A 23,907-nucleotide genomic window follows, 5' to 3' on the forward strand; every position below is an offset into this window, starting at 1 on the left:
ACTATTTAAAGGTGCATTTTAAGCCCAGGTTGTACGTTTTAAGCAAAGGGTATTGCGCGCCACGGCCATCGCCAAGCTCCACATCCCAAAGCTTAAATCCACTCACTGTCCACAGGTTATAGCCAATAAAATAGATGCTTAGGTTTGACATCCCTGTTTTTTTCAACCACGTTGCGCCAGCAAAATCATAGCTTAACTGTAGGGTTTGCATGCGCATAAATGCCCCGTTTTTTACCCACCATGTGCTGTTTACATAGTTCATGTTATCATTACCATAGGTAAGCCTCGGATAAAGCGGGTGCGGGTTGGGATTGATAGGTGTCCATCGGTCGGTTATCTGGGCCAAAAGGTTACCACGCTCGCCACCCTGGCTAAAGGGCTGCAAACCATCGCCGTTAAGGGAAATATCTACATCGCTTATCCCTTTAAACCACGCGCCAAGCGCAAAACCTTTGTAGTTAATTGTTGGGCCAAAACCATAAACAATAGCAGGGATACTGCCGTGCCCGATAGGGCCCTCATCGTAGCTATCTATCTTGCCATCGCCGTTTAAATCTTTGTATTTGATATCACCGGCTTTGTTGGTACCGGTTTGGTATGGCGAGTTGGCTACATCGGCATCATCTTTAAATAAACCTAAGGCGGTATATCCAAAACGCTGCCCAACCGGCCGGCCTATGCGCTGCTGCCAGGGATATGGCCATGGCGCGTTGGCATCATTAATATTGATGGCTTTGTTGTAGGTAAAGTTACCTCTTATGCCCAACTGCCAATCCCGGCCTACACGCTTGGTTACCTCAAGCGAGGCATCAATACCGCGGTTATGAATTTCACCAAGGTTGGCGTAAGGTAACGATAGCAAGCCCGTGTAAGTAGGTACATCTCCCCGTTGGCGGAAAATGCCTGTACGGTACTCCTGGAAAACATCGGCGGTAAGGGATACAACATCATCCAGCATTTTAACCTCTACACCAAGGTTTTGCTTTTTGGCTTTTTCCCAGGTTACGCTTACAGCATAATCGCCAATATCCAGTCCGTTAATGGTTTGGTTGGTACCATTTTGACCGTACGAGTAGTTGCCATTACCACCGCCAACGGTAGATATGTAGGCAAACCTGCGGCCACCAATATTACTGTTACCCACCACACCGTAAGAGTAGCGCAGCTTAAATAATTGGAATACATCGGCAAGTGGTTTAAAAAACTTTTCTTCGGATATCACCCAGCCGGCGCCAAAAGATGGGAAGAAACCAAAGCGATGATCTGGCGCGAAAGTTTCAGAACCATTGTAACCAAAGTTAGCCTCGGCCAGGTACTTGTTATCGTAAGCGTAAGTAACACGCCCTGCTAAACCCATGTAACGGTATGGGATAGAGCTGATAAAATCGCCTGCAAAGGCATCCTCTTTGTCCGACTGGTTAAAAAGCACCAGCCCTGTAAAGCTATGTTTACCAACTGTATTGCTGTAGTTAATAGCGGCCTCGTCATAAAACTGGCGTGTGCCGCCATTGGTACGTCCATAACCCAAAAAGCTGGTGCCGATGGATGTTTGATCTAACAGCAATTTGCCATTGGCATCGCGGCCGGTAGCCAGGTAACCATCGACTGTTTTGGTGCGACTGATGGTATGCGCGTTGTAGTTATCAAAAGAGAACATGGCCGTTGCAGAGAGGCCTTTAAGAATCGACCCTAAATCCTGCGTTACCCGGATATTGCTCCACAACTGGCTTTTAAATTCGGTAACATAACCACTTTGGGTTAACAGGTTATAGGGGTTAAGCACATCGCCGGTACGGATCTGTGAATGCAAGCCGTTTGAATAAACCGGTGGAATGATGATTGGCGGCAACAGGTACGCCGAGCTCCAGATGGCATCAACCGAGTTACCCGGATAATTACCGTTGCTTATCCAGCCCGATGCGCCAAAATCAACCTTGGTACTTTTGGTTACTTTAAGGGTTAGGTTTGATGTAAAATTATAGCGATTAAATTTGATAGAGGAGTTGTAGTTAGCCAGCTGATCTGTTTTATATAAGCCGGTTTCATCATAATATCCTAATGATAAATAATATTGGGCATTTTCTGAACCTCCGTTGGCATTTACACGGGCGCGACGGTTTTGTCCTGTTTTATTGAAGAGTACTTTAAACCAGTCAACATCCGGGTACAGATCGGGGTCGCTGTGGCTGGCGGTTTTATCGATCCTATCCTGCGAGTATTTAGGCAGCGGATCTGTTGGGTTACTATTCCTGTTGGCCTCATTAGCCATCTGCATATAAGTTACCCCGTTGGCAAACTGCGGAATTTTGGTAAACTGGGTAATACCCTGGTCATACTGCCCGTTGATTAATGGCTTACCTACCCTGCCCTTTTTGGTTTGAATAAGGATAACGCCGTTAGCGCCACGCACACCGTAAACCGCCGTTGCCGAGGCATCCTTAAGAATACTGAAACTGGCTATATCTTCAGGGTCAACATTGGCAAAATCGCGCTCAACCCCATCCACCAATACCAGGGGGCTGCTGTTGGTAAACGTAGAAATACCCCTGATGTAAATTTCGGCATTATCATAACCGGGCTGGCCGCTACGCTGTACGCCTATAATACCCGCTACACGGCCCGCCAATACATCGGTGATGTTGGCAACCGGCATCTTCAAGTCTTCGGCCTTAACGGTGCTGATAGCGCCAATTACACTCACCTTTTTCTGCTGCCCGTAAGCCACAACCACTACATCGGTTAAGCCGGTAGCAACCTCCTTAAGGGTTACGTTAACCGTTTTGGTGTTGTTTACAGGGACCTCCTGGGTAGCGTAACCCACAAAGGTAAAAACCAGCGTACCATTACCATCGGTAAGCTTAATGGTGTATGTACCATCGGCTCGGGTAGATGTACTGATATTACCATCCTTTAGTTTAACCGTTACACCGCCTACAGGCAAGCCCTTTTCATCAACCACCTTGCCAGTTACGGTAAAGGGGATTACATCGGCAGTACTTGAAGTGACTGGTTGAGGCGTTTTTCTTTTAATCACAATCATGTTTTGAATGATCTCGTAATTAAGCGGCTGATCTGAAAAACACTGATCAAGCACCCTGTTTAAAGGCTGATTTACGGCGTTGATGCTTACCGGCTTTGCCTCTTTAAGCATTTTATTATCGTAAACAAATTCAACACCGCTTTGGCGGTGCAATTGTTTAAACACATCTAAAAGCGAAACATCTTTCACCTTTAAACTGATGTTTTGCGAATAAGTAGCAGCACTTACATGAAGCAAAGCCGCCATTAATAAAACAAACGTGAGTTTCATTATCAGCAAAAATTTTGATAGGACACGGGAATCCCCTTTGCATGGGAATGCAATAGAAAATTTATACATTTGGTTAAGGTTAGTAATTAATTGGTTGTAAGAAATAATCAGTTATTGACCCTCAACACCGAAAGGTATGTAACCGGGGGCACTTCCACCTGCTCCTGGTTTCTTTCGTATTAAGGGTACCGTTAAAGTTGCGCGTAAAGGTTAATCCATCACCACCACCCTCCTTCCTGTAACTTTAAAGTGAACAGATCCGGTTGCCTCCAGGGCCTTTAATACCACATCTATATTTTTATACCTGGAAATTGTACCGCCAAAATTGCTTTGAGTAAGCTTGTTTTGAAAAACTACATCTACATTATACCACCGCCCTATTTTCATCATGGTGTTTTGGATGCTTTCATTGTCAAACACAAAAAAGCCATCCTTCCAGGCTACCACATCAGCAGTGTTTACTTCATTTACAGCAAAAGCCGCGTTGCGGCAACAAAGCACGCCCTGCTGCCCGGGCTTAAGTAAAGAATTACATGCCTGCGAATGCAGCTTAACCGAACCTTCGAGCAGGGTTGTTTTTACTTCTTTTTCATCGGGATAAGCCATTACGTTAAAGTGGGTACCTAATACCTGCACATCCATACCGTTAACGCATACCTTGAAGGGCATATTCTTATTTTTGGCCACCTCAAAATAAGCCTCGCCAACAAGTACCACCCGCCGCTCCTTACCGGCAAAAGCAACAGGGTATTTTAATGACGATGCCGAATTAAGCCACACTTTGGTACCATCAGACAGCACCGTTTGGAATATACCGCCCCGCGGTATTGTTAATGAATTACTATCGGCAGCCGCCTGTATTTTTTTACTATTTTTAATATTATTATTTGAAGAATAAGTTAGTATACTATCATTTATTTTTTTGATAATAACACCGCTATTATTGCCAATTTGCCCATTGATTGCATTGTGTAAAACAATTGATTTGCCATTAGCCAGGGTAAGGTAAGCCATGTTTTTGCCGGGAACAATATGGCTTGCTACTTGCTTCTTGTTTTGGTTTTTGCCGGCATAAAACCACGAAAAAACACCCGACATTAACACCAGTGTAACCGATGCAGCGCATGCAAAACGCAGATAGCGCAAACGTTTAACCGGGGTAAATACATATTGATAATCAGAATCATGCAGAAATTTACCCATAATCAAACGCCTGGTTTCCTCTTCGCTGCCCAGAAATGGATCCCACTCATTATCCAGTAATTTAATTTCCTCGTAATAGTGATCCAAAAGCACCTTTTCCTCATCGGTACATTGGCCCGAAAGGTACTTTTCATAAAGCGTAATAAAATCCTGTTTTGACATTTGTCGGTTTATACTACTATAGTACCCGGTTGCACAAAAAACTCACATACTTTTTCATATTTTTTTTTCGATTATTTATCAATTTTTAAGATTTTTTGATTATTTTTAAGATACCAATTATAATGTCAAATCATTCATTAACAGATACAGAACTATGGCATGCCGTACGCAATGACGACGCGAGCGCATTCAATATGCTGTTTGATCGTTATTGGATAAGGCTATACAAAACGGCACATTTTTACCTGGACGACCGCGAGGTTTGTGCCGAGGCGGTAAATGATGTTTTTGTAAGTATCTGGAACAGGAGAAAAGAATTGGAGATAGTTTCGTTTTGCACCTTTATGCAAACATCGGTAAGGTACCAGATTTACAAACGCCGTAAAGCGGTTAAACTGGAAGTTATTTTTAAAGAAAACCTGGTAGATGACGCCCATTTTCAATTAAATGACGGCGAAATAAAAATACAGCAAACAGAAATTGACATCCGGCTTAATGGCCACCTGGATAAACTACCCAAACGGTGCCAGGAAATTTTTGAATTAAGCCGGTTTGATAATCTAAGCAACCAGGAAATAGCCGAACGGCTGAATATCTCAAAACGCACGGTAGAAAATCAATTGGCTTTAGCGGTAAAACATCTCAGGCTGTGTTTTAAACACATTTGCATTTTGCTTTTCGCATATCTTTTTATGTAAACCCAAATCATCCCCGCAAAAAATAAACAAACAATAAAGGCTATCCAATGCGGATAGCCTTTATTGTTTATGCCTGAATTACCTGATTCTGTAATTGCAGCTTATTTATCATTGGTTAATGAGTAAGGGAAACTTGCCTGCGTAGTACCCCGTTGTTTGTTGGGCTGTGCAGACATGTTAAAGTTAATTACCCCTCCTTTTAGCAGTGTTGAGTGATCAAACCAATTGTTGTTGTAAGGTTTGCCATTAATACTTATCCCGTTAATGTACTGATTACTTTCGCTATTGGCAGCCGCGTTCAATACCAGCTTGTTACCATTTTCCAGGTTAAGGGTCATGCTTTTAAACAATGGGGTGCCTAAAACATATTGCCCGCTTGTTGGGCACACCGGGTAAAAACCCATGGCCGAAAACACGTACCAGGCCGATGTTTGGCCGTTATCCTCATCGCCGCAATAACCATCGGGCGTGGCGGCATATAGTTTGCGCATAGCCTCGCGCACCCAATATTGGGTTTTCCAGGGCTGGCCGGCATAGTTATATAAATATATCATATGCTGTATAGGCTGATTACCGTGCGCGTATTGGCCCATGCCGGCTATCTGCATTTCGCGCATTTCGTGTATCACCCAATCAGATTTTTTAAGATCAAATGAGGGCGGCAGGGTAAACACCGAATCGAGCTTGGCTGTAAATTGCCGGTTGCCACCCATCAGGTTTATTAAACCCTGAATATCATGAAAGGCGGCCCAGGTATAGTGCCAGCTGTTACCTTCGGTAAACGGTCCGCCCCACCTAAACTGGTAAAACGGCGTTTGAAATGTTCCATCAGCATTTTTGCCGCGCATTAGCTTTGTTGAGCTATCAAACAGGTTACGGTAGTTTAAGCTTCGCTTTTTATAAATTTCTAATTCGGCAGCAGGGCGGTTTAGCTTTTTACCTAATTGATAAATCGAAAAATCGTCATAAGCGTATTCCAGCGTGCGGGCGGCGCTTTGGTCAACCTTATCAACAGGTACATAACCCAGGGTGTTATAATATTCAACACCTTTGCGCCCGGTAGCATTTGGCCCCTGGTTATTGGCGCCATGCAACAATGCCTGGTACAGCGTATCAATGTTATAGCCCTTAATCCCTTTCAAATAAGCATCGGCCACAACCGAGGCGGAGTTATTACCCACCATAATATCGGCATAACCCGGGCTCGACCACTCAGGCAGCCAGCCGCCCTCTTTGTAATCGTTAATTAAACCTTGCTGCATTTCCTTATCTATCGAAGGATAAACCAGGTTCAAAAACGGGTACAAAGCCCTGAAGGTATCCCAGAAACCCGTGCCGGCAAACATATACCCGGGTTCGGTATTGCCTGTATAAGGACTCCAATGTAGTATTTTCCCTTGTGCGTTTATTTCATATAATTTATTGGGGAAGAAAAGCATGCGGTACAGGCATGAGTAAAAGGTGCGCACCTGATCAACAGATGCTCCCGAAACCGTGATATGATTCAGGGTTTTGTTCCAAACGGCTTTCGCTTTCTGTTTGGTAACCTCAAAGCTATCATTACCCTGCTCTGTTTTTAAATTCAATTCGGCCTGTTCAAAGCTGATGAATGACGAGGCTACCCTAAGGTGCACTTTTTCGCCAGCCGTAGTTTTGAAACCTATGGCGGCTACCGACCGCCTGGAGTGCAGATGCAATGAATCCGTCAAAACCGTATCGTTAAAAGTACGCAATACCGTGAAAGGCTTATCTACGTAAATAACAAAGTAGTTTTTAAAATTCTTTAGCGGTCCACGTGCATATTTGGTTGAGTAACCTATGATTTTCCTTTCGGAAGGGATAATTTTAACGTAAGAACCTTTGTCCAAAGCATCTACCACAATAAACGAACTATCGCTTTTGGGAAACGTAAATCTAAACTGAGCAGAACGCTCGGTAGGTGTTATCTCGGTGGTTACGTCATAATCGGCAAGGTAAACGCTGTAAAAGTAGGGCTTGGCAACCTCTGCTTTGTGCGAAACCAGCTTGCCCTGCCGTCCTCGGTATTTTTTAAATGTTGAGTAACCGGCATTATTGAAAACTGCCCGTAATCATTCATCCATGGTGATGGTTGATGGGTTTGTTTAAAGCCTCGAATTTTGTGGGCATCATAAGTATACATCCACCCATCGCCCATGCCACCGGTTTGGGGAGCCCAAAAGTTCATGCCCCAGGGCAAAGCAATAGCAGGATAGGTGTTTCCGTTAGATAGCTCAAATTTAGAATCGGTACCCATTAGCGGGTTGATCCAATCAACAGGGTCGGTTACTTTATTTACCTGCTGTGCAAAGGCACCACGGGCTATGATCAATAATGCAAAAAAGAATAGTTTTCTCATGAATCCGGTTAAGTAAACACTGCAGAACTTCGCGACAAACGATAATCAAACAGCGCGGCTATATGAAGCCTTTTGGATATCACAAATAACCCTATTTACTAAGTTTAGACAGTTGACAATTCATACATTTTTATTGACGTGTTGTACATTTAAGTATCAACATTACTAATAAATATGTTTTTTTACGAACCATGAAAAAAGGCCAAAGCTCAAAACATTTGAAAGGCATTTTGAACTTTAATTAAGGTTAACTCTGTTATGTTGATTAAATTCCATCAGTTAACTATACTCCTCGTTTTAAACTCCAGCAAACTATTGACTACTATATTTTTCTTATATAAAGGGCAAAAAAACGCACTCAAATACCGTAAAAACACCTTACTACACGCAGGCTTCGCCTTTAACTTTATTAAAAAAAAGCATTAACCAGACATACCGATAAAACCAACAAACACCTGCGGAAACGCAGCTTGTAATTTTAACATTAACAAACTGTTAATCATTTACTTATTGTTCTTTTTATCAAATATTATTTTGAATTTTATAAAAATCCTAAAATCCTAATCATGAGTAGCAGAATAATAAAAGCCGCCGCATTTACCAATGGCGAAACAGCGTATATCGCCTGGAAAGTTGACAGTATGATTCATGGCTGTCTCGGTTTCGAGATCACCCGCCAATACCCCAACGGCGAATTGCCAGACAGGGTGCTTCCGGCATGGGTAGCCTTTAAAGGCCAATCTAATCCCGACTGGAACCCACAAGATACCAGCGTATGGCCAGTTCAAAAATTAAGCTGGCAGGATATGACGCTTGTGCGTAAAAGAGATAGTGTTGACACCCACCCCCAGGACACCGAAGTTCAATACCTCATACGCCCTGTAGGACCATTTGATGGCAACGACGATAACAAGGTAATAACAACCCTGCCTGTAAATTACCAGGGCGCAGTTGTGCCTCTTTCTTACATAGGCGACGGTTTTATCACCAACAAAATCCTCATCGGAACGCAGCATGGCAATATTCGCGCTACTTTTACAAACGGTATCATGGCCACACAATGGCTTTCGCGTACGCTGAAAGAAACCGGGGCCGATATCAACACTTTTAGACAAGATATCCAAACACCGGGCAACGCAATTCGTAACTACATGACCGGCCAAGTATTAAACTCCCTTAGCATGCTGCTTGATAAAGCTGAGAATACCCCGGGAGCTTCAATAAAAATGGCCATTTATGAGCTTAACGACCCCGAACTGATAACAAAAATAGCCTCGCTGAAAGATAAAGTAGAGATCATTTTATCTAACACCGCTTTTGATAGCAAAGCTAATGAATGGGATACCGAAAATGCGCCTGCAAGACAAACCCTGCAAAATGCCGGCGTAATCAAATACGATCGTTTTTTTAATAACGTCAGAATTGGTCACAATAAATTTGTGGTATACCTGGAAAACGGTAAACCGAAATCTGTATTAATGGGTAGCACAAACTGGACTTACACGGGTCTTTGCGCGCAAAGTAATAATGCCACCATAATTGACTCCGAAGAGGTTGCCGGTTATTATAACACCTATTGGGAAAATTTAAAAGCAGATACGGCTTTATTTACGGTGCCAAACCCCAGCGGCAATCCAACAAGCAACGTACAAGGGAGCGCCTTACGATCGGCCAATTTAACCCCCAATGCTACGGCAACACTTAATGATGATAACAAATCGCAGGTTACCGTTTGGTTTTCGCCAAATACCATAGCATCTACAGTTAATAAAACAAAAACTCCGCCCGATTTATCTTTTGTATACTCGCTGATGCGCAAAGCAGAGAAGGCCATATTATTCGCGGTGTTTTTGCCCGGTATGTCGGGTCCAACGCCTGATACAGATATCATGACCAATGTGGTTACCGAGTCAATTGCCATTGGCGAAAAAGACAGTTCGCTTTTGGTTTATGGTTCGCTTAGCAGTCCGATGGCCATGCCCAACTATATTAAACCCGTAAAAGGGTCAACCGGCGATGGCAGCGATGATGGCACCGAATCAAAAACAAAAGTGCATCAGCCCACAACCTATGATACGGCCAATGTACACCTGGTACGCGCTACCAACCTACATGCCAATGACCTGATTGGTAATTTTGAAGCCGAGCTTTTAACCGCCGGCATAGCCATTATTCATGATAAAATTATTGTGATAGATCCTTTTTCAGATAATGCTACCGCGATATTTGGCAGCCACAACCTGGGGTTCAAAGCATCCTACGCTAATGACGAAAACCTGGTTATTGTACAAAACAACCCGGCCCTGGTTAGGGCCTATGCGGCACATGTGCTGGACATTTACGAACACTACCGCTTTAGAGCCGTACAGGAAGAATTGCAAACCGAAGGTAAGCCAGAATGGGACGGTTTTTTATCAATCAGCGATGGATGGCTGGAGAAAGCAATGTCGGCAACAGGTAAAGGTAGTCTTGCCGACTATATATGCGGATAAGTATAAAACATAAATTATTTAAAACAATCATATAACTATTATTAGTATGCCAGTACCAGCTTATGGCGTTCTTGTAGGAACGCTGAAAGATAAATTAGATAGCCAGGCCGCACTTGATAAAAATCCCGACGGCAGCCCACATTATGAATTGCTGTTAGATAGCAATGGCGAAAGCAACCGTGTGGCTATAAATGTTAAATCCAACGAAAACCCGGTGGATTTACTGTTTTTTCTTGACGATAATTACCAAAACCCGGTAACTGCCAGTATCAGCAATTTTAAGGTTGGTTATACGCCACTACATAGCACAGCTGGCTCGGGCGCGCTCGACTTTTTAAGAATGAATCTGTTTGATCTGACCAAAATGAGAGTAGTACCCGCCATGGCCGACAGCATTTCTGGAAACGATCTGAACGATATATTTACCGTTCACCTCAATCAATCGCAAAAAACACCGGGCTCATTACTTTATGTTTTTGGAAGCAGGTGGAATGATCCCAAAACTGATCCTTATTTTGATTTTCAACCCGGTACAGGTATTCATGATATCCATATGAACCAGGGCGATGAAAAAATGAAACACGCCAATGGAGTTTACCAGGACGGCGCATTTTTTATTCATTATCCCGACGAAAATCGCTGGGTGGCCATGTTTCTGCGCTTTCAATCGCAATCAACAGACACCGACAATCACGGAAACCCTAAGTAATTAAAACTAACATTATGATTAACCGCTTATTCCTCGCCGCTGGCGCGGCATAAGGGGTTAATCATATTCATTTATCTATCATAGTTTTGTTATAATTAGCTAAAAGCCTGCCAACGGGGCTTATAACGTGTAAATTAGATGCAACTAATGCCGTTAAGATGCTACACGTTCCCGATACTCCTAAAGACCTGCTTGATTACCACACGTACATTAAGTTAAGGATGTGCGAAATGTATGCCGTTTTGATTGATAAGAAACGGCCTTTCAAATGCGATAACACTTTGCAAACCATGCATTGTCTTGAACTGGTTTTAACGGGTTCAATCACCATTAGGTATGGCAGCAACGTACAGCAATTGGATGCCGGCGATATCCAATTCAGAAGACGCGGCAATTACCAGATTTTCCCATCTGATGATTATACCAGTTTGCTCATTTTTATGGAAAATGAGTTTGTTGATTATTTTTTAGAAACCCATGTCCCCGATTTTAAACAGGAAAAATTCAATGCAGATCAGCCCCCTTTTAAATTCAAAACCACCGCGTTTATAAACGCCAACGTATCACATATAATTCAAAATATTTTACAGCCGCAGGAGTACGGTAGATGCATTGTGAAATTTGCTGCCCACCAGATCATTTTACAAATTTTGGCAACCGATAATTCAAGAAGTTTTGTGGCTTTCCTGAAGTACCTGGTTAGCGATAAAAAGGTTGATCTGGCCTATTTTATGGATACCAATTTTAACCGGCAGCTTTCTTTAGCAGATATGGCAAAGCTTACCGGCAGAAGTGTAAGCGCCTTTAAAAAAGAATTTACCGATAGGTTTAATACCACGCCGGCAAAGTGGCTTATTAACCGCAGACTTGAATATGCCGAATACCAGTTAAAAAACTCCAATGATCCGGTATCACTTATCGCTTACACAAGCGGGTTTGAAAACATATCGCATTTTTCAAAAGTATATAAGGAAAAATTTGGCGGCTCGCCCAAAAGCGCGCGCAGCGAAGTGGTGCTTTAAAACAAACAAATAAAGCTTCACAACAAAATACAGGCATTTTCAAACCTTCAATTTTGAGGTATGAAAACTTTAAAAAACACCCGCCCTGCACTTATATTGATTGATATACAGCAGGGTTTTGATAACGTTCCCTATTGGGGCGGCGAACGCAATAACCCCAACGCCGAAGCAAATGCCCGCAAATTACTTGATTATTGGCGGGCAAACAACCTGCCGCTGTTTCACATCAGGCATTGTTCGGCAAATCCCGATTCCCTTTTAGCAGAAAGCAACCCAGGCAATGCCTTCAAAAAAATTGTGGAGCCATTAGCAGATGAAATAGTCATAAAAAAATCAGTTAACAGTGCCTTTATTGGTACCGACCTGAAAGAAAGGCTTGACACGGCTAACATTGATACCCTGGTAATTGTGGGTTTAACAACCGAACACTGCGTATCTACCACCACAAGAATGGCCGGTAACTTTGGTTACCATACCTTTGTTGTGGCCGATGCAACCGCCGCTTTTGCTAAAACAGGCATTAAAGGCGAGCATTACGATGCAGAAACCATTCATTTAACCTCCCTGGCCCAACTAAATGATGAGTTTGCCGTAGTGTTAAATGCTGATGAGGTTATTGGCGCATTAAAAAAAGGCGATAACTTTCTTTAGCGCTGTAATGAAAAAGCTACTGACACCCTATCTACAGGTTTCCGAGGTGCTTTCGATCATGAAATAAATTGGGGATTTATAATTAAAAGATACGAGTCTGTGTCAAAAAGATACTTTCTAAAAATACAAAAGCCTGTAATTATTTATTTTACAGGCTTTTGTTAATTTTAAACCATTAGGTTTTGTTCCAATTTGATAATGAACTAAGGTTGTTCTTTATTCACCGTCCATTCCGATATTTGAAAATCCCGGCTACCGTTATTTGCGTTGATATTTCTTTCGGATAATTTTACCTTGTTGATAAAACGTTTAATTATTATAGAATTAAAAAACTTAATAAAAATGCAATTTATTTACAATATTTATATTTTAAATAGCAAAAACCATTATTAATTTACATATTGCATAACTAAAAAGAAGTAAACAATGAAAAAATCTTACTTGCCATTACTCATTACCATATTTTCTCCATTTCTGTTCGCCGCAGCCCAGGCTCAGACACATGGAAGCCCCGAAGACGGCAGGGGTTACCACGAAACACCTGCAAAAATAAACGACCTTGTAGATACACGGCTGGAGGTAAAGTTTGATTACCAGCAATCATATCTTTACGGTAAAGAATGGGTTACCCTAAAGCCACATTTTTACGCTACAGATTCGCTTAAGCTTGATGCCAAAGGCATGGACATCCACCAGGTGGCCCTTGTAAAAGCCGGCAAGTTCCAGTCCTTAAAATATGTTTATCAAGATAGCCTCTACCTTAACATCAAGCTTGATAAAAAATACGCTGGCGGCGAACAATATGTTATTTATATCGACTATACATCAAAACCTAACTTGCTGCATGATAAGCCCGGCCATAAACTGGATGGCAAGGGCTTGTGGTTTATAAACCCGAAAGGAACCGAAGCCGATAAACCTACCCAGATCTGGACACAGGGTGAAGCCGTAGCCTCATCGTGCTGGTTCCCAACCATTGATTACCCCGGTCAAAAAACCACCCAGCAATTGAGCATGACAGTGCCTGCAAAATATACCACACTATCTAACGGGTTGCTCATTAGTCAAAAGACTAATACCGATGGTACCCGCACAGATACCTGGAAACAAAAACTACCTCACTCGCCCTACCTTTTCATGATGGCGGTTGGCGATTTTAAAATTTATAAAGATAAATGGCGTGATAAAGAGGTTAGTTATTACCTGGAACCTAAATACGCCGCTTACTCAAAGGCCATATTTGGCAAAACGCCAGAAATGATGGAGTTTTTCTCTAAAGCACTTGGTGTCGATTTTGCGTGGGAAAAATATTCGCAGGTTGTTGTGAGAGATTATCCGCTTGGTGCCATGGAAAACTCATCGGCCACTTTACTGGGCGACTATGTGCAGAAAAGCCCCTGGGAACTGATAGATGACCCGAATGGTACAGGCGGAACTACTATTGCTCATGAGCTTTTTCACCAATGGTTTGGCGACCTGGCAACTTGCGAAAGCTGGAGTAATGAAACATTAAACGAATCGTTCGCGGTATTTGGCGAAAAATATTGGAACGAGAAGCAATATGGTAAAGACGATGGCGACGCCAAACGTTACGATGAGTTACAAGCTTACCTCAATAATAAAACTGCCGCCAGCCAAAACCTGGTACCTTTTTACTACTCAGATAGCGAAGGGATAAACGGCTCTAACATTTATGATAAAGGCGGTTTGATTCTTAACATGCTGCGCAATTATTTAGGTGATGAGGCCTTTTTTAAAGGTTTAGGCACTTACCTTAAAGCGCGTTCATTTAAAAGTGCCGAAGTGCAAGACCTGCGTTTAGCACTGGAAGAAGTATCTGGCCGCGACCTTAACTGGTATTTTAACCAATGGTATTATGGTGCAGGCCACCCTGTGCTTGACATTAGCTATAAATGGGACGACGCTACTAAAACAGAAAAAGTCTTTATCGCGCAAAACCAACAAGGTCAGATTTTTCAACTACCCATTGCAGTTGATGTTTACGCCGGCGGGAAAACAAAAAGACACCAGGTTTGGTTAAGCCATGCAAAAGATACTTTAAGCTTTACTCTGCCTGTACAACCATCGCTGGTAAACGTTGACGCCGAAAAGATACTGCTAAGCAAAAAGACAGATCATAAAACCCTTACAGAACTGTTATACCAATATCAACACGCGCCATTGTATATGGACCGCTTTGAGGCGTTTATGGCTGCACTTGATCAACCAGCCAAAGCAGAAAGCAGGCAGATATTAATAGCGGCCTTAAATGATAAATACCACGGCCTCCGTGTTAAAGCCATCAGGGCCGTTAAAACGGATGATCCCGATTTTACTGTAACCGTTTTACCAATTATAATCAACCTTGCTAAAAACGATCCTAACTACCCTGTGAGGGCAGCAGCTTTAAGTCTGTTAGGTAAAACAAACGCTGTAGCTTATAAAGATTTGTATACCTCATCTTTAACAAGTCCATCCTACAGTGTACGCGCAGCAGCTTTAACGGCGTTGAATACCATAGCCCCACAAGAAGCCTTTAAAACCGCGAAAGCATTACAGCCACAGGCAGAAGGCGCGGTTGCGCAGGCCGTTGTTGGTGTTTACGCCGCAAACGGATCTGACGCGGAATGGCCTTACGTAATAGCTGCATTTAAAAAAGCCTCGGTACAAACCAAGGTGGACAATGCCATAAAAACAATGCCCCTGATTATCGGCAAAATGACTAATCCAGCATACGTTACAGAAGGGATTAACAGCATCCGCGACCTGGCTATCAGCTACAAAAAATATAACATTGCCCCAAGGTTAATCACTGCCCTTGAAGCGATAGAAAAGGCCCGCAAAGACATGAACGACAGCGCATCTGCAAAAGAAGCAGAGGATGCTATTAAACAAATCAATAACGCGGCTATTTAGCCGCGCTTACGATCCCTCCTATCCGCTCTAAAATACCATTGGAGTGGCCACTCATCACCTAACTGCTTTGTTCCTGATTTCCTAACAGGCTTATTCAGGAACAAAGCAGTTAATGAAATATCCCGGGCTGATTTAATATTGTACTTTAACCCGCAAACCACGCTGTTAGTCAACTACAAGGTTTTCAGCATACCTCTTCTCCTTTTTAGTAATACCTGCGCCAAAGCATGTTAATCCGCCTTTAATAAGGGGTAGCTCCGCCTGTATCAAAAGCCTATCTCGATAAAACTACTATTCTAAGGCATCTTCTTGTCATTTACACATTCTGCCGCAGAAATTAGAATCTTCTAATGTGTAAAAGAATTACTGATAACCGAATTACCTTTGTGCAATGGCAGAGTTATGAATATATTATTAATTGAAGATGAGCCCAATGTAGTTGCCTTTATAAAAAAGGGACTTGAGGAGCAGCGCCATGTTGTAATGGTTGCTTATGACGGCAATATGGGTTGCAAACTTGCGCTTGAGCAGGATTTTGACTTGATTTTACTGGATATTATTCTCCCTTACAGCAATGGATTTGAAGTGTGCAAACAAATACGGCAATTTAAAAAAGAAGTATCTATTTTAATGCTTACCGCCCTGGGTACAGTAAATGATAAAGTACAGGGGCTGGAGTATGGTGCAGATGATTACCTAACCAAACCCTTTCATTTTGCCGAACTTTTAGCCCGAATAAAAGCGCTTGACCGAAGACGATCGATGGTTTTGCCAGGCACTAATTACCAGGTTGATGACCTTGAAATGGATTGCTTTCGCAAAACGGTTACCCGGGCCGGCAAAACAATTTTTTTAACGGTAAAAGAGTTTACCCTGCTCGAAGTTTTAATGGTGAACAAAAACAGGGTATTATCCAGAAGTTATATAGCGGAATCTGTATGGGGTATCAACTTTAACAGGGGTACCAACCTCATTGATGTTTACATTAATTATTTGCGTACCAAGGTTGATAAGGGCTTCCCCAAACAGCTAATCAATACAGTTATTGGCATGGGTTACGTAATACGGGAACAAACGACGACTGGCAATGAAAGTTAAAAACAGGTTATCGTTACAGTTTACCCTAATGTTTGCCATTTTACTGGTGATAGTATTATTAGGCATTTATTTATTTGTTGAACACAACAGGGTGCGTTCGTTTTTTAATAAACTGGATGACCGCGCTTTAACCATTGCCCAGTTTTACCTTGCAGAGGATAATTTATCGGAGGATAATTTTAAACATATCATCAAAAAGTTCCCCCGTTCGTTAGATAATGAAGCCATCCGGATCTACAACGATAGCTATCAGCCTCAATTTATTCCCGAAGACTCCATTCATTGGGGGAAAGAATTGCTAAAGCAAATTATAAATCAAAAAAAAATACACTTATCTACTGACAATAAGCAAATTACAGGAATTTACTATAAAGACAACTCCGGCAATTATATCATCATCGTTTCTGCCATTGATAACAGTGGAAACGCGGATATGAAGGAACTTGGCTTGATCATGTTTTTTTTCTTCCTGTTTTCCCTGCTTATCACATTTCTGATGGGAAGGATATTTTCGCGCGTTGCCCTGTACCCCATTGTTAAAATAACGGGTAATTTAAAGGCCATCAGATCATCCAGTCTTGATAAGCGGTTAAGCGTTGATCAAAGTAAAACCGATGAAATAGACCTGCTGAGTATCAGCATTAACCAACTGTTGGAGCATTTAGAGCAATCCTTCAGCAGTCAAAAATCATTTATATCTCATGCCTCTCATGAGCTGCGCACACCTATTACCATGATTTTGGGCGAGGCCGAAACCACCTTGATGCGCGAACGTAAAACAGAAGAATACAAAGCAACCCTAACAAGCATTGCGCAGGAAGCCGGACGTCTTGGGGGTATCATCAGCAGTTTAATGGACCTGATGCAAACCAACCTGGACACCATCGATTTACAGGATGTGCGGATAGATGAGCTGGTTTGGGAAATTTTAGATGAGTTTGAGGATACCATGCCGGGCAGTAAAGTAAACGTAGTTTACGATTTGCCGCACGAAGCTTTAAAATACACCATACAGGGAAACAGGCAATTGTTGTTCATAGCTATAAGTAACATCATTAAAAATGCCATAAAATTTTCTAATCAAAAGGAAATTAAGTGCAATATTTTTTGCGATGCCAAAAGCGTAAATGTTGTGATAGCAGATCAAGGTATTGGCATAGTTGAAAATGACCTGCGGGAAATTTTCCAACCATTTTTCAGATCAACCAACGCCATTGGTTATCCGGGTAATGGTGTTGGTCTTTCACTCAGTTCAAACATCATCAGGGTGCATAACGGTACCATTAAAGTAAAATCGGAATTAGGCAAGGGAACAACATTTTATATCAGTTTCCCTATTTACAGCAACTGATAGTCAGAAAACAGCGTTTCGGACCAATATTTACGTCGATACATTAGAAAATTTTAATCACCTTCTAATCCGCCTTTAATGTGCTACTAAGTGTTGCCTAATTGCGCGCGGGTACTTTTGTACGGAGCTTATTTTCAACTCCATCAATTTGTATGCGCTTAAAATTAATGCTACTTTTTATGGTATGTGTAACTACCATTAACAAAGGGCAAGCCCAAAACCCGGTACCCGATACGCTTAAATTAACCTTAAAAGAAGCCGAAGATCAGTTTCTGAAAAACAACCTCGCCTTAATCATTCAGCACTATAATATAGATAATGCACAGGCGCAGGTAATTACAGCAAAACTTTTTCAGAACCCGCAGCTTGATTATAGCATTGGCGCGTATAATCCTGTCACCAAAAAATTATTTAGCCTTGGTTATAATGATGCCGATATTACCCGTAACGGCGAGTTTGCTGTTGGTATATCTCAACTTTTTTTAACCGCCGGCAAGCGCAATAAAAATATAGCGTTGGCCAAAGTCGGTGTTGAACAGGCAACCTATCAATTTTTCGATCTGTTACGTACGCTGCGATTCACTTTACGCAGTGATTTTTTCAATATTTATTTCCAGCAACAATCAGAAAAAGTTTATACACAGGAAATTGGTGCGTTACAGCAAATACTTGCAGCCTTTAAAGAGCAATACGGGAACGGTTATATTGCCCAAAAAGAGGTTTTACGTATTCAGTCTCAATTATACACCATGCAAACCGAGTATAATTTACTGCAGCTTAGTATCAATAGCACTTTAGCAGAATTTAAAACCCTTATAAAAGTACCCGGTACAACCCGTATTGCCGCTATTTATAATTATAACATTGATGGCAAAGAGGTATTAACCGCGGTTCCGTATGCAAACCTTTTAGATTCGGCAAACACTAACCGTACCGATCTTAAGATTGCCCGGGTAAACCTTACCTATAATGATGTAAACCTTAAAGTACAAAAAGCCGCGGCATGGCCCGACATTACCCTTAGTGCCAACTTTGATAAGTACGGTAGTTACATACCCAACTTTAGCAATTTGGGCATATCACTTCCACTACCTTTTTTTAACCGTAACCAGGGAGGCATAAAACAGGCTCGCATAGCGATAGACCAGGGCAAGGCGCAATATCAGCAACAACAAAACCAGGTAGAAAACGATGTAGCTGTTAATTACGACAATGCATTAAAGCTGGAACAGCTATGCAATAGTTTCGATCCTAAGTTTAAACAAGACTATAGCCATCTTATACAGGAGGTACTTAAAAACTACACCCTGCGCAATATTGGGTTATTAGATTTTTTAAACTATTACGACGATTACAAAAACAACACCCTACTGCTTGATAACGCCAGGCTAAACCGCGTTGCCTCGCTTGAGCAACTTAATTACGTTACCGGGACTCCCTTTTTTAACAAACAATAATCTCTTATCCTAAAACATTCCCCAAGATGAAACGCTTCAAAAAAAACTATATAGTTGTTATCTTTTTTATCGGGCTATCGTGGCTTCTGTTTTCATGCAATTCAGATAAACCTGCCGACGATGCCCGGGTACCCTACCAGGTACCAGATTCATTAATGAAAACATTAACAATAGATACCGTAAAAACATCCAGCCTTACAAACGCAATAAAATTTAACGGATTGATAGATTTTAACCCCGATAAAGTGGTTAATATATTCCCCTTAATTAGCGGTAACCTGCAAAACATTAATGTAATGCCGGGCGATTTTGTAAAAGCGGGCCAGGTTTTGGGAATTATAAAAAGCGCCGAGGTAGCCAACTATAACGCGGCCCTGATAAGCGCCGAAGCCACGGTACGCTCAACGGCCGTACAACTGGCTCAGCAAAAAGCTTTGTTTAAGAGTGGGCTGGCATCTCAGATAGATATAACCAATGCCGATGTTAATTATGAGCAGGCTATGGCGGCCAAAGTTGCGGCAGAAAAAATACTGAGCATTAATGGGAACAACAAGAATGGCGAGTATGTAATTAAATCGCCTATTGATGGCTTCGTGGTTCAAAAAAATGTAACTAACGGCATGGCTATCCGTACGGACAACAACACAGGTTTGTTTACGATATCCGATTTAAAACAAGTTTGGGTACAGGCCAATGTTTATGAACAAAACATAAGCAAAGTACACCTGGGCGATGAGGTTGAGGTAAGCACCATAGCCTATCCCGATAAAATATTTAAAGGCAAGATAGATAAACTGATGAACGTGCTTGACCCTACAAGCAAAGTAATGAAAATGCGGATAGTGCTAAACAATCCCGATTATATTTTGAAGCCCCAGATGTTTGCCACAGTTACTGTAAACAATAGCGAAAATAAAGAAGCGATATCTGTTTCGAGCGGTGCCCTTATTTTTGATCACAGCCAATATTATGTACTGCTTTATAAGGGCAGAAAAGATATTCAGATACGGCCAGTTGATGTTATCAGCATAAATGGCCAAACTGCCTATATAAAAAGTGGGGTATTGCCAGGCGAGCGATTAATAGGATCACAGGCAATTCTTATTTACGGATCGTTAAACAACTAAATTATCCCTTCAAAATCACATCTGTAATGATTAAATTTCTGAGAGGAATCATTGGTTTCTCGCTAAAAAACAAATACCTCATTTTATTTCTTGCCGCTTTACTAATTGTAACAGGTATAATAACATTTAAGCAAATGCCTATTGAGGCTTTTCCTGATGTTACCAATACCGAAATAACGGTTATTACACAATGGCCGGGCCGAAGCGCCGAGGAGGTAGAAAAGTTTATAACCATACCTATAGAAATAGCATTAAACCCGGTTCAAAAAAAAATAAGCCTGCGCTCTACCAGTATATTTGGATTAAGCTATGTTAAATTAATTTTTGACGATAACGTAAAAGATCCCGAAGCCCGCCAACAGGTGATGAACTTGTTGAACAACGCGGGTTTACCCGCCGGTATAGCACCTTCTGTACAGCCCCCTACCGGCCCTACGGGCGAAATATTCAGATACACCCTTAAAAGTACTTTCAGAGATGTAAGAGAGCTTAAAACTATGCAGGATTGGGTTATAGACCGCAGGTTAAGATCGGTACCCGGCATAGCCGATATAAACAGTTTTGGCGGTAAAACAAAAACCTATGAAATTACAGTAGACCCGGGTAAGCTTACCACATTGGGCATTACCCCATTAGATGTATTTACCGCTGTACAAAAAACTAATATTAATGTAGGCGGTGATATGATTATCCAAAACAACCAGGCTTTTGCAGTACGCGGGCTGGGCCTGTTGGATAATATTAACGAGATCAAAAACATTATTGTAACCAATAATAATGGGGTACCTGTATTGGTAAAAGATGTGGCAGATGTTTCGATATCTAATTTATCAAGATTAGGTTGGGTTGGCAGAAGCGACGCGATCACAGATCAAAACGGAAAACGAAAAATAACCGACGACCCGGACGCGGTTGAAGCCATTGTACTGATGCGAAAAGGTGAAAACCCCACTGAGGTTGTGAATGCCCTGAAAACCGAGGTTGACAAACTCAATAACGAAATTTTGCCTGCCGACACCAAAATAGTTCCTTATTATGACCGTACCAACCTGGTAGACTACGCCACCCATACCGTATTACATAACCTGGTTGAAGGCATTGTTCTGGTAACTTTCCTGGTATCGCTGTTTATGTTTAACTGGCGCACTACCTTAATAGTTTCCATTATCATCCCTATGGCATTGTTATTTGCCTTTATTTGTTTACACCTTATGGGGATGTCTGCAAATTTACTCTCCTTAGGCGCCGTTGATTTTGGGATAATTATAGATGGTGCGGTGGTGATGGTAGAAGGCATGTTTGTTATTTTAGATCATAAAGCCGCCATTATGGGCATGAGCCGGTTTAACAAAATAGCCAAAATGGGGTTAATAAAAAATGAGGGAGCTCACCTGGGCAAGGCCATTTTTTTTGCCAAATTAATCATTATCACCGGCTTGCTTCCGATTTTTGCCTTCCAAAAAGTTGAGGGAAAAATGTTTTCGCCATTGGCATACACCCTGGGCTTCGCGTTGCTTGGCGCGCTTATTACTACATTAACGCTGGTACCGGTGCTCATTAAATTTTTGCTTGATAAAAATGTGCGCGAAAAACATAACCCTATTGTACATCATCTTACCGGCTTTATGATAAACGGGTTTACCAGGGCCTTTAAACGTAAAGAAATAGTTGTTACAGCATCGCTTATCGCTATGGCAATAGGTTTATATTCATTTAGATTTTTAGGCAGCGAATTTTTACCGGAGCTGGACGAAGGCTCCATATGGCTAAGGGTGCAATTACCTTACAGTGTATCGCTTGATAAATCTGTTGAAACAGCCAAAGAGGTACGTAGCATATTGATGACTTTTCCACAGGTAAAGTACGCGGTATCGCAAACCGGACGACCAGACGATGGCACCGACGTAACGGGGTTTTACAATAATGAATTTGATGTGCTCATGTACCCCCAGGAAGACTGGAACCCGCATATAAGCAAGGAAGAACTTATTAACCAGATGAACGTCAAACTGGCAAAACTCCCCGGTACCGATCTTAATTTTTCGCAACCTATTATGGATAATGTGGAAGAAGCGGTTTCGGGGGTTAAAGGATCTATTGTTGTTAAAATATATGGTGACTCGCTTAACTATATGGAAAACAAGGCAGACCAGGTGTACAATATTCTAAAAAAAGTAAAAGGCATTGAGGATTTAGGCGTATTAAGAAGTATTGGTTTGCCAGAGTTAGATATAAATCTCGATCAGCAAAAAATGGCACAGTATGGCGTTGCCACAGCCGATGCCAACTCGGTTATATCCATGGCAATTGGTGGGGTAGCCGCGTCTACCTTATATGAAGGCGTTAAAACGTTCGATATCAGGATACGCTTTCCCGAGGCATTCCGCAAAACACCGGATGATATTGGCAATCTTTTAGTGCCAACTCAAAGCGGATCAAAAGTACCCATTAAGGAAATTGCCACAATAACCCAAAAAACCGGACCTTGTTTAATATTCCGGGATGAAAATCAGCGTTTTGCCACCCTTAAATTTTCTGTTCGCGGCCGGGACATGGGCAGCACCATTGCCGAGGCACAACAAAAGGTTAACCAACAGGTTTCTGTAAAAAAAGGATATCATATGGCCTGGCAGGGCGATTTTGAAAATCAACAACGGGCCGAGAAGCGCCTTACACAAGTTGTGCCCATTAGTTTGTTGCTCATTTTTTTACTTCTTTTTGTAATGTTTGGCAGTATTAAAGACGCGGCCCTGGTGTTTTTAAATGTCCCCTTTGCTATTGTAGGCGGCTTACTTGCCCTACATATAACAGGTACAAATTTCAGCATTTCTGCAGGTATAGGCTTCATAGCCTTATTTGGCATATGCATTCAGGATGGGGTGCTACTGATTACCGTATTTAAACAAAACCTGGATAAATTTAAGGGCGAAGATCAATCGTTATATGAAGCATTAAAACTTGGTGTAAACTCAAGGGTAAGACCTGTGATGATGACCGCATTAATGGCCGCCATTGGCTTGTTACCCGCCGCCATCTCCCACGGTATCGGCTCAGAAAGTTCAAGACCGCTGGCCAGGGTTGTTATTGGGGGCATATTATGCGCCATGATATTTAGTCTTTGGGTATTCCCCCTAATTTTTGGATGGGCATACAGAAAAACTGATGAACGCAAAAATGATATAAAAAACTAAAGTGAGATTTAGTAGCCATCTTAAATCAGTTAAAAAGCCAAAAGGATACGCCATCTGATTAAACACAGCAATTCTCCGTAGTTAATCGGCTTGGGTGAGTCATTCACGTCAATATATTGATCTGAATGACTCACCCTTTTATG

13 protein-coding genes and 1 pseudogene are annotated in these 23,907 nt (G+C 41.9%); 11 read left to right on the forward strand and 3 right to left on the reverse strand.

The features are described from left to right. Position 1: 1 nt before the first annotated feature. Both QWZ17_RS08540 and QWZ17_RS08545 read right to left on the reverse strand, forming a co-directional pair. On the reverse strand, positions 2-3,310 hold the full coding sequence (locus QWZ17_RS08540) for a TonB-dependent receptor (protein WP_290304726.1): 3,309 nt from the start codon (positions 3,308-3,310) through the stop codon (positions 2-4). Between the two features lie 210 nt (positions 3,311-3,520). After that, positions 3,521-4,675: a FecR family protein gene (locus QWZ17_RS08545; RefSeq protein WP_290304728.1), complete on the reverse strand. Its 1,155-nt coding sequence runs from the start codon at positions 4,673-4,675 to the stop codon at positions 3,521-3,523. Positions 4,676-4,797: 122 nt separating this feature from the next. On the opposite strand from QWZ17_RS08545, the gene QWZ17_RS08550 reads away from it, so the two are divergent. Beyond that, entirely contained in the window at positions 4,798-5,373 is a 576-nt protein-coding gene (locus QWZ17_RS08550; RefSeq protein ID WP_290304729.1) for a sigma-70 family RNA polymerase sigma factor, read from the forward strand. 101 nt (positions 5,374-5,474) lie between these two features. Here the strand turns inward: QWZ17_RS08550 and QWZ17_RS08555 are convergent. Next, positions 5,475-7,750, reverse strand: a pseudogene (locus tag QWZ17_RS08555) (GH92 family glycosyl hydrolase). A 566-nt stretch (positions 7,751-8,316) separates the two neighbouring features. Between QWZ17_RS08555 and QWZ17_RS08560 the strand changes: the two are divergent. The 10 genes from QWZ17_RS08560 to QWZ17_RS08605 all read left to right on the forward strand — a co-directional run bounded on the left by QWZ17_RS08560 (position 8,317) and on the right by QWZ17_RS08605 (position 23,764). Next, on the forward strand, positions 8,317-10,242 hold the full coding sequence (locus QWZ17_RS08560; protein WP_290304731.1) for a phospholipase D-like domain-containing protein: 1,926 nt from the start codon (positions 8,317-8,319) through the stop codon (positions 10,240-10,242). Between the two features lie 46 nt (positions 10,243-10,288). Next, entirely contained in the window at positions 10,289-10,951 is a 663-nt protein-coding gene (locus QWZ17_RS08565) for a YukJ family protein (RefSeq protein WP_290304732.1), read from the forward strand. Between the two features lie 158 nt (positions 10,952-11,109). Next, positions 11,110-11,973 carry a helix-turn-helix transcriptional regulator gene (locus tag QWZ17_RS08570; protein ID WP_290304734.1) on the forward strand — a complete coding sequence of 288 codons (864 nt, stop codon included), beginning with the start codon at positions 11,110-11,112 and terminating at the stop codon, positions 11,971-11,973. A 60-nt stretch (positions 11,974-12,033) separates the two neighbouring features. Beyond that, a complete protein-coding gene (locus QWZ17_RS08575) occupies positions 12,034-12,624 on the forward strand; it encodes a cysteine hydrolase family protein (RefSeq protein WP_290304736.1) in 591 nt (196 codons plus the stop codon). Between the two features lie 426 nt (positions 12,625-13,050). Further along, positions 13,051-15,540 carry a M1 family aminopeptidase gene (locus QWZ17_RS08580; RefSeq protein WP_290304737.1) on the forward strand — a complete coding sequence of 830 codons (2,490 nt, stop codon included), beginning with the start codon at positions 13,051-13,053 and terminating at the stop codon, positions 15,538-15,540. A gap of 402 nt (positions 15,541-15,942) precedes the next feature. Continuing rightward, complete coding sequence (locus QWZ17_RS08585) at positions 15,943-16,638, forward strand: response regulator (protein ID WP_290304739.1); 696 nt, start codon at positions 15,943-15,945, stop codon at positions 16,636-16,638. Next, entirely contained in the window at positions 16,628-17,989 is a 1,362-nt protein-coding gene (locus QWZ17_RS08590) for a sensor histidine kinase (protein WP_290304740.1), read from the forward strand. The genes QWZ17_RS08585 and QWZ17_RS08590 overlap by 11 nt, the downstream gene beginning before the upstream one ends. Positions 17,990-18,156: 167 nt before the next feature. Further along, complete coding sequence (locus QWZ17_RS08595) at positions 18,157-19,446, forward strand: TolC family protein (RefSeq protein WP_290304741.1); 1,290 nt, start codon at positions 18,157-18,159, stop codon at positions 19,444-19,446. A 26-nt stretch (positions 19,447-19,472) separates the two neighbouring features. Next, a complete protein-coding gene (locus tag QWZ17_RS08600) occupies positions 19,473-20,573 on the forward strand; it encodes an efflux RND transporter periplasmic adaptor subunit (protein ID WP_290304742.1) in 1,101 nt (366 codons plus the stop codon). A 26-nt stretch (positions 20,574-20,599) separates the two neighbouring features. Next, entirely contained in the window at positions 20,600-23,764 is a 3,165-nt protein-coding gene (locus QWZ17_RS08605) for an efflux RND transporter permease subunit (protein ID WP_290304743.1), read from the forward strand. Positions 23,765-23,907: the final 143 nt, after the last annotated feature.

This window comes from Mucilaginibacter flavus (assembly GCF_030409315.1).
GTDB lineage: Bacteria > Bacteroidota > Bacteroidia > Sphingobacteriales > Sphingobacteriaceae > Mucilaginibacter > Mucilaginibacter flavus.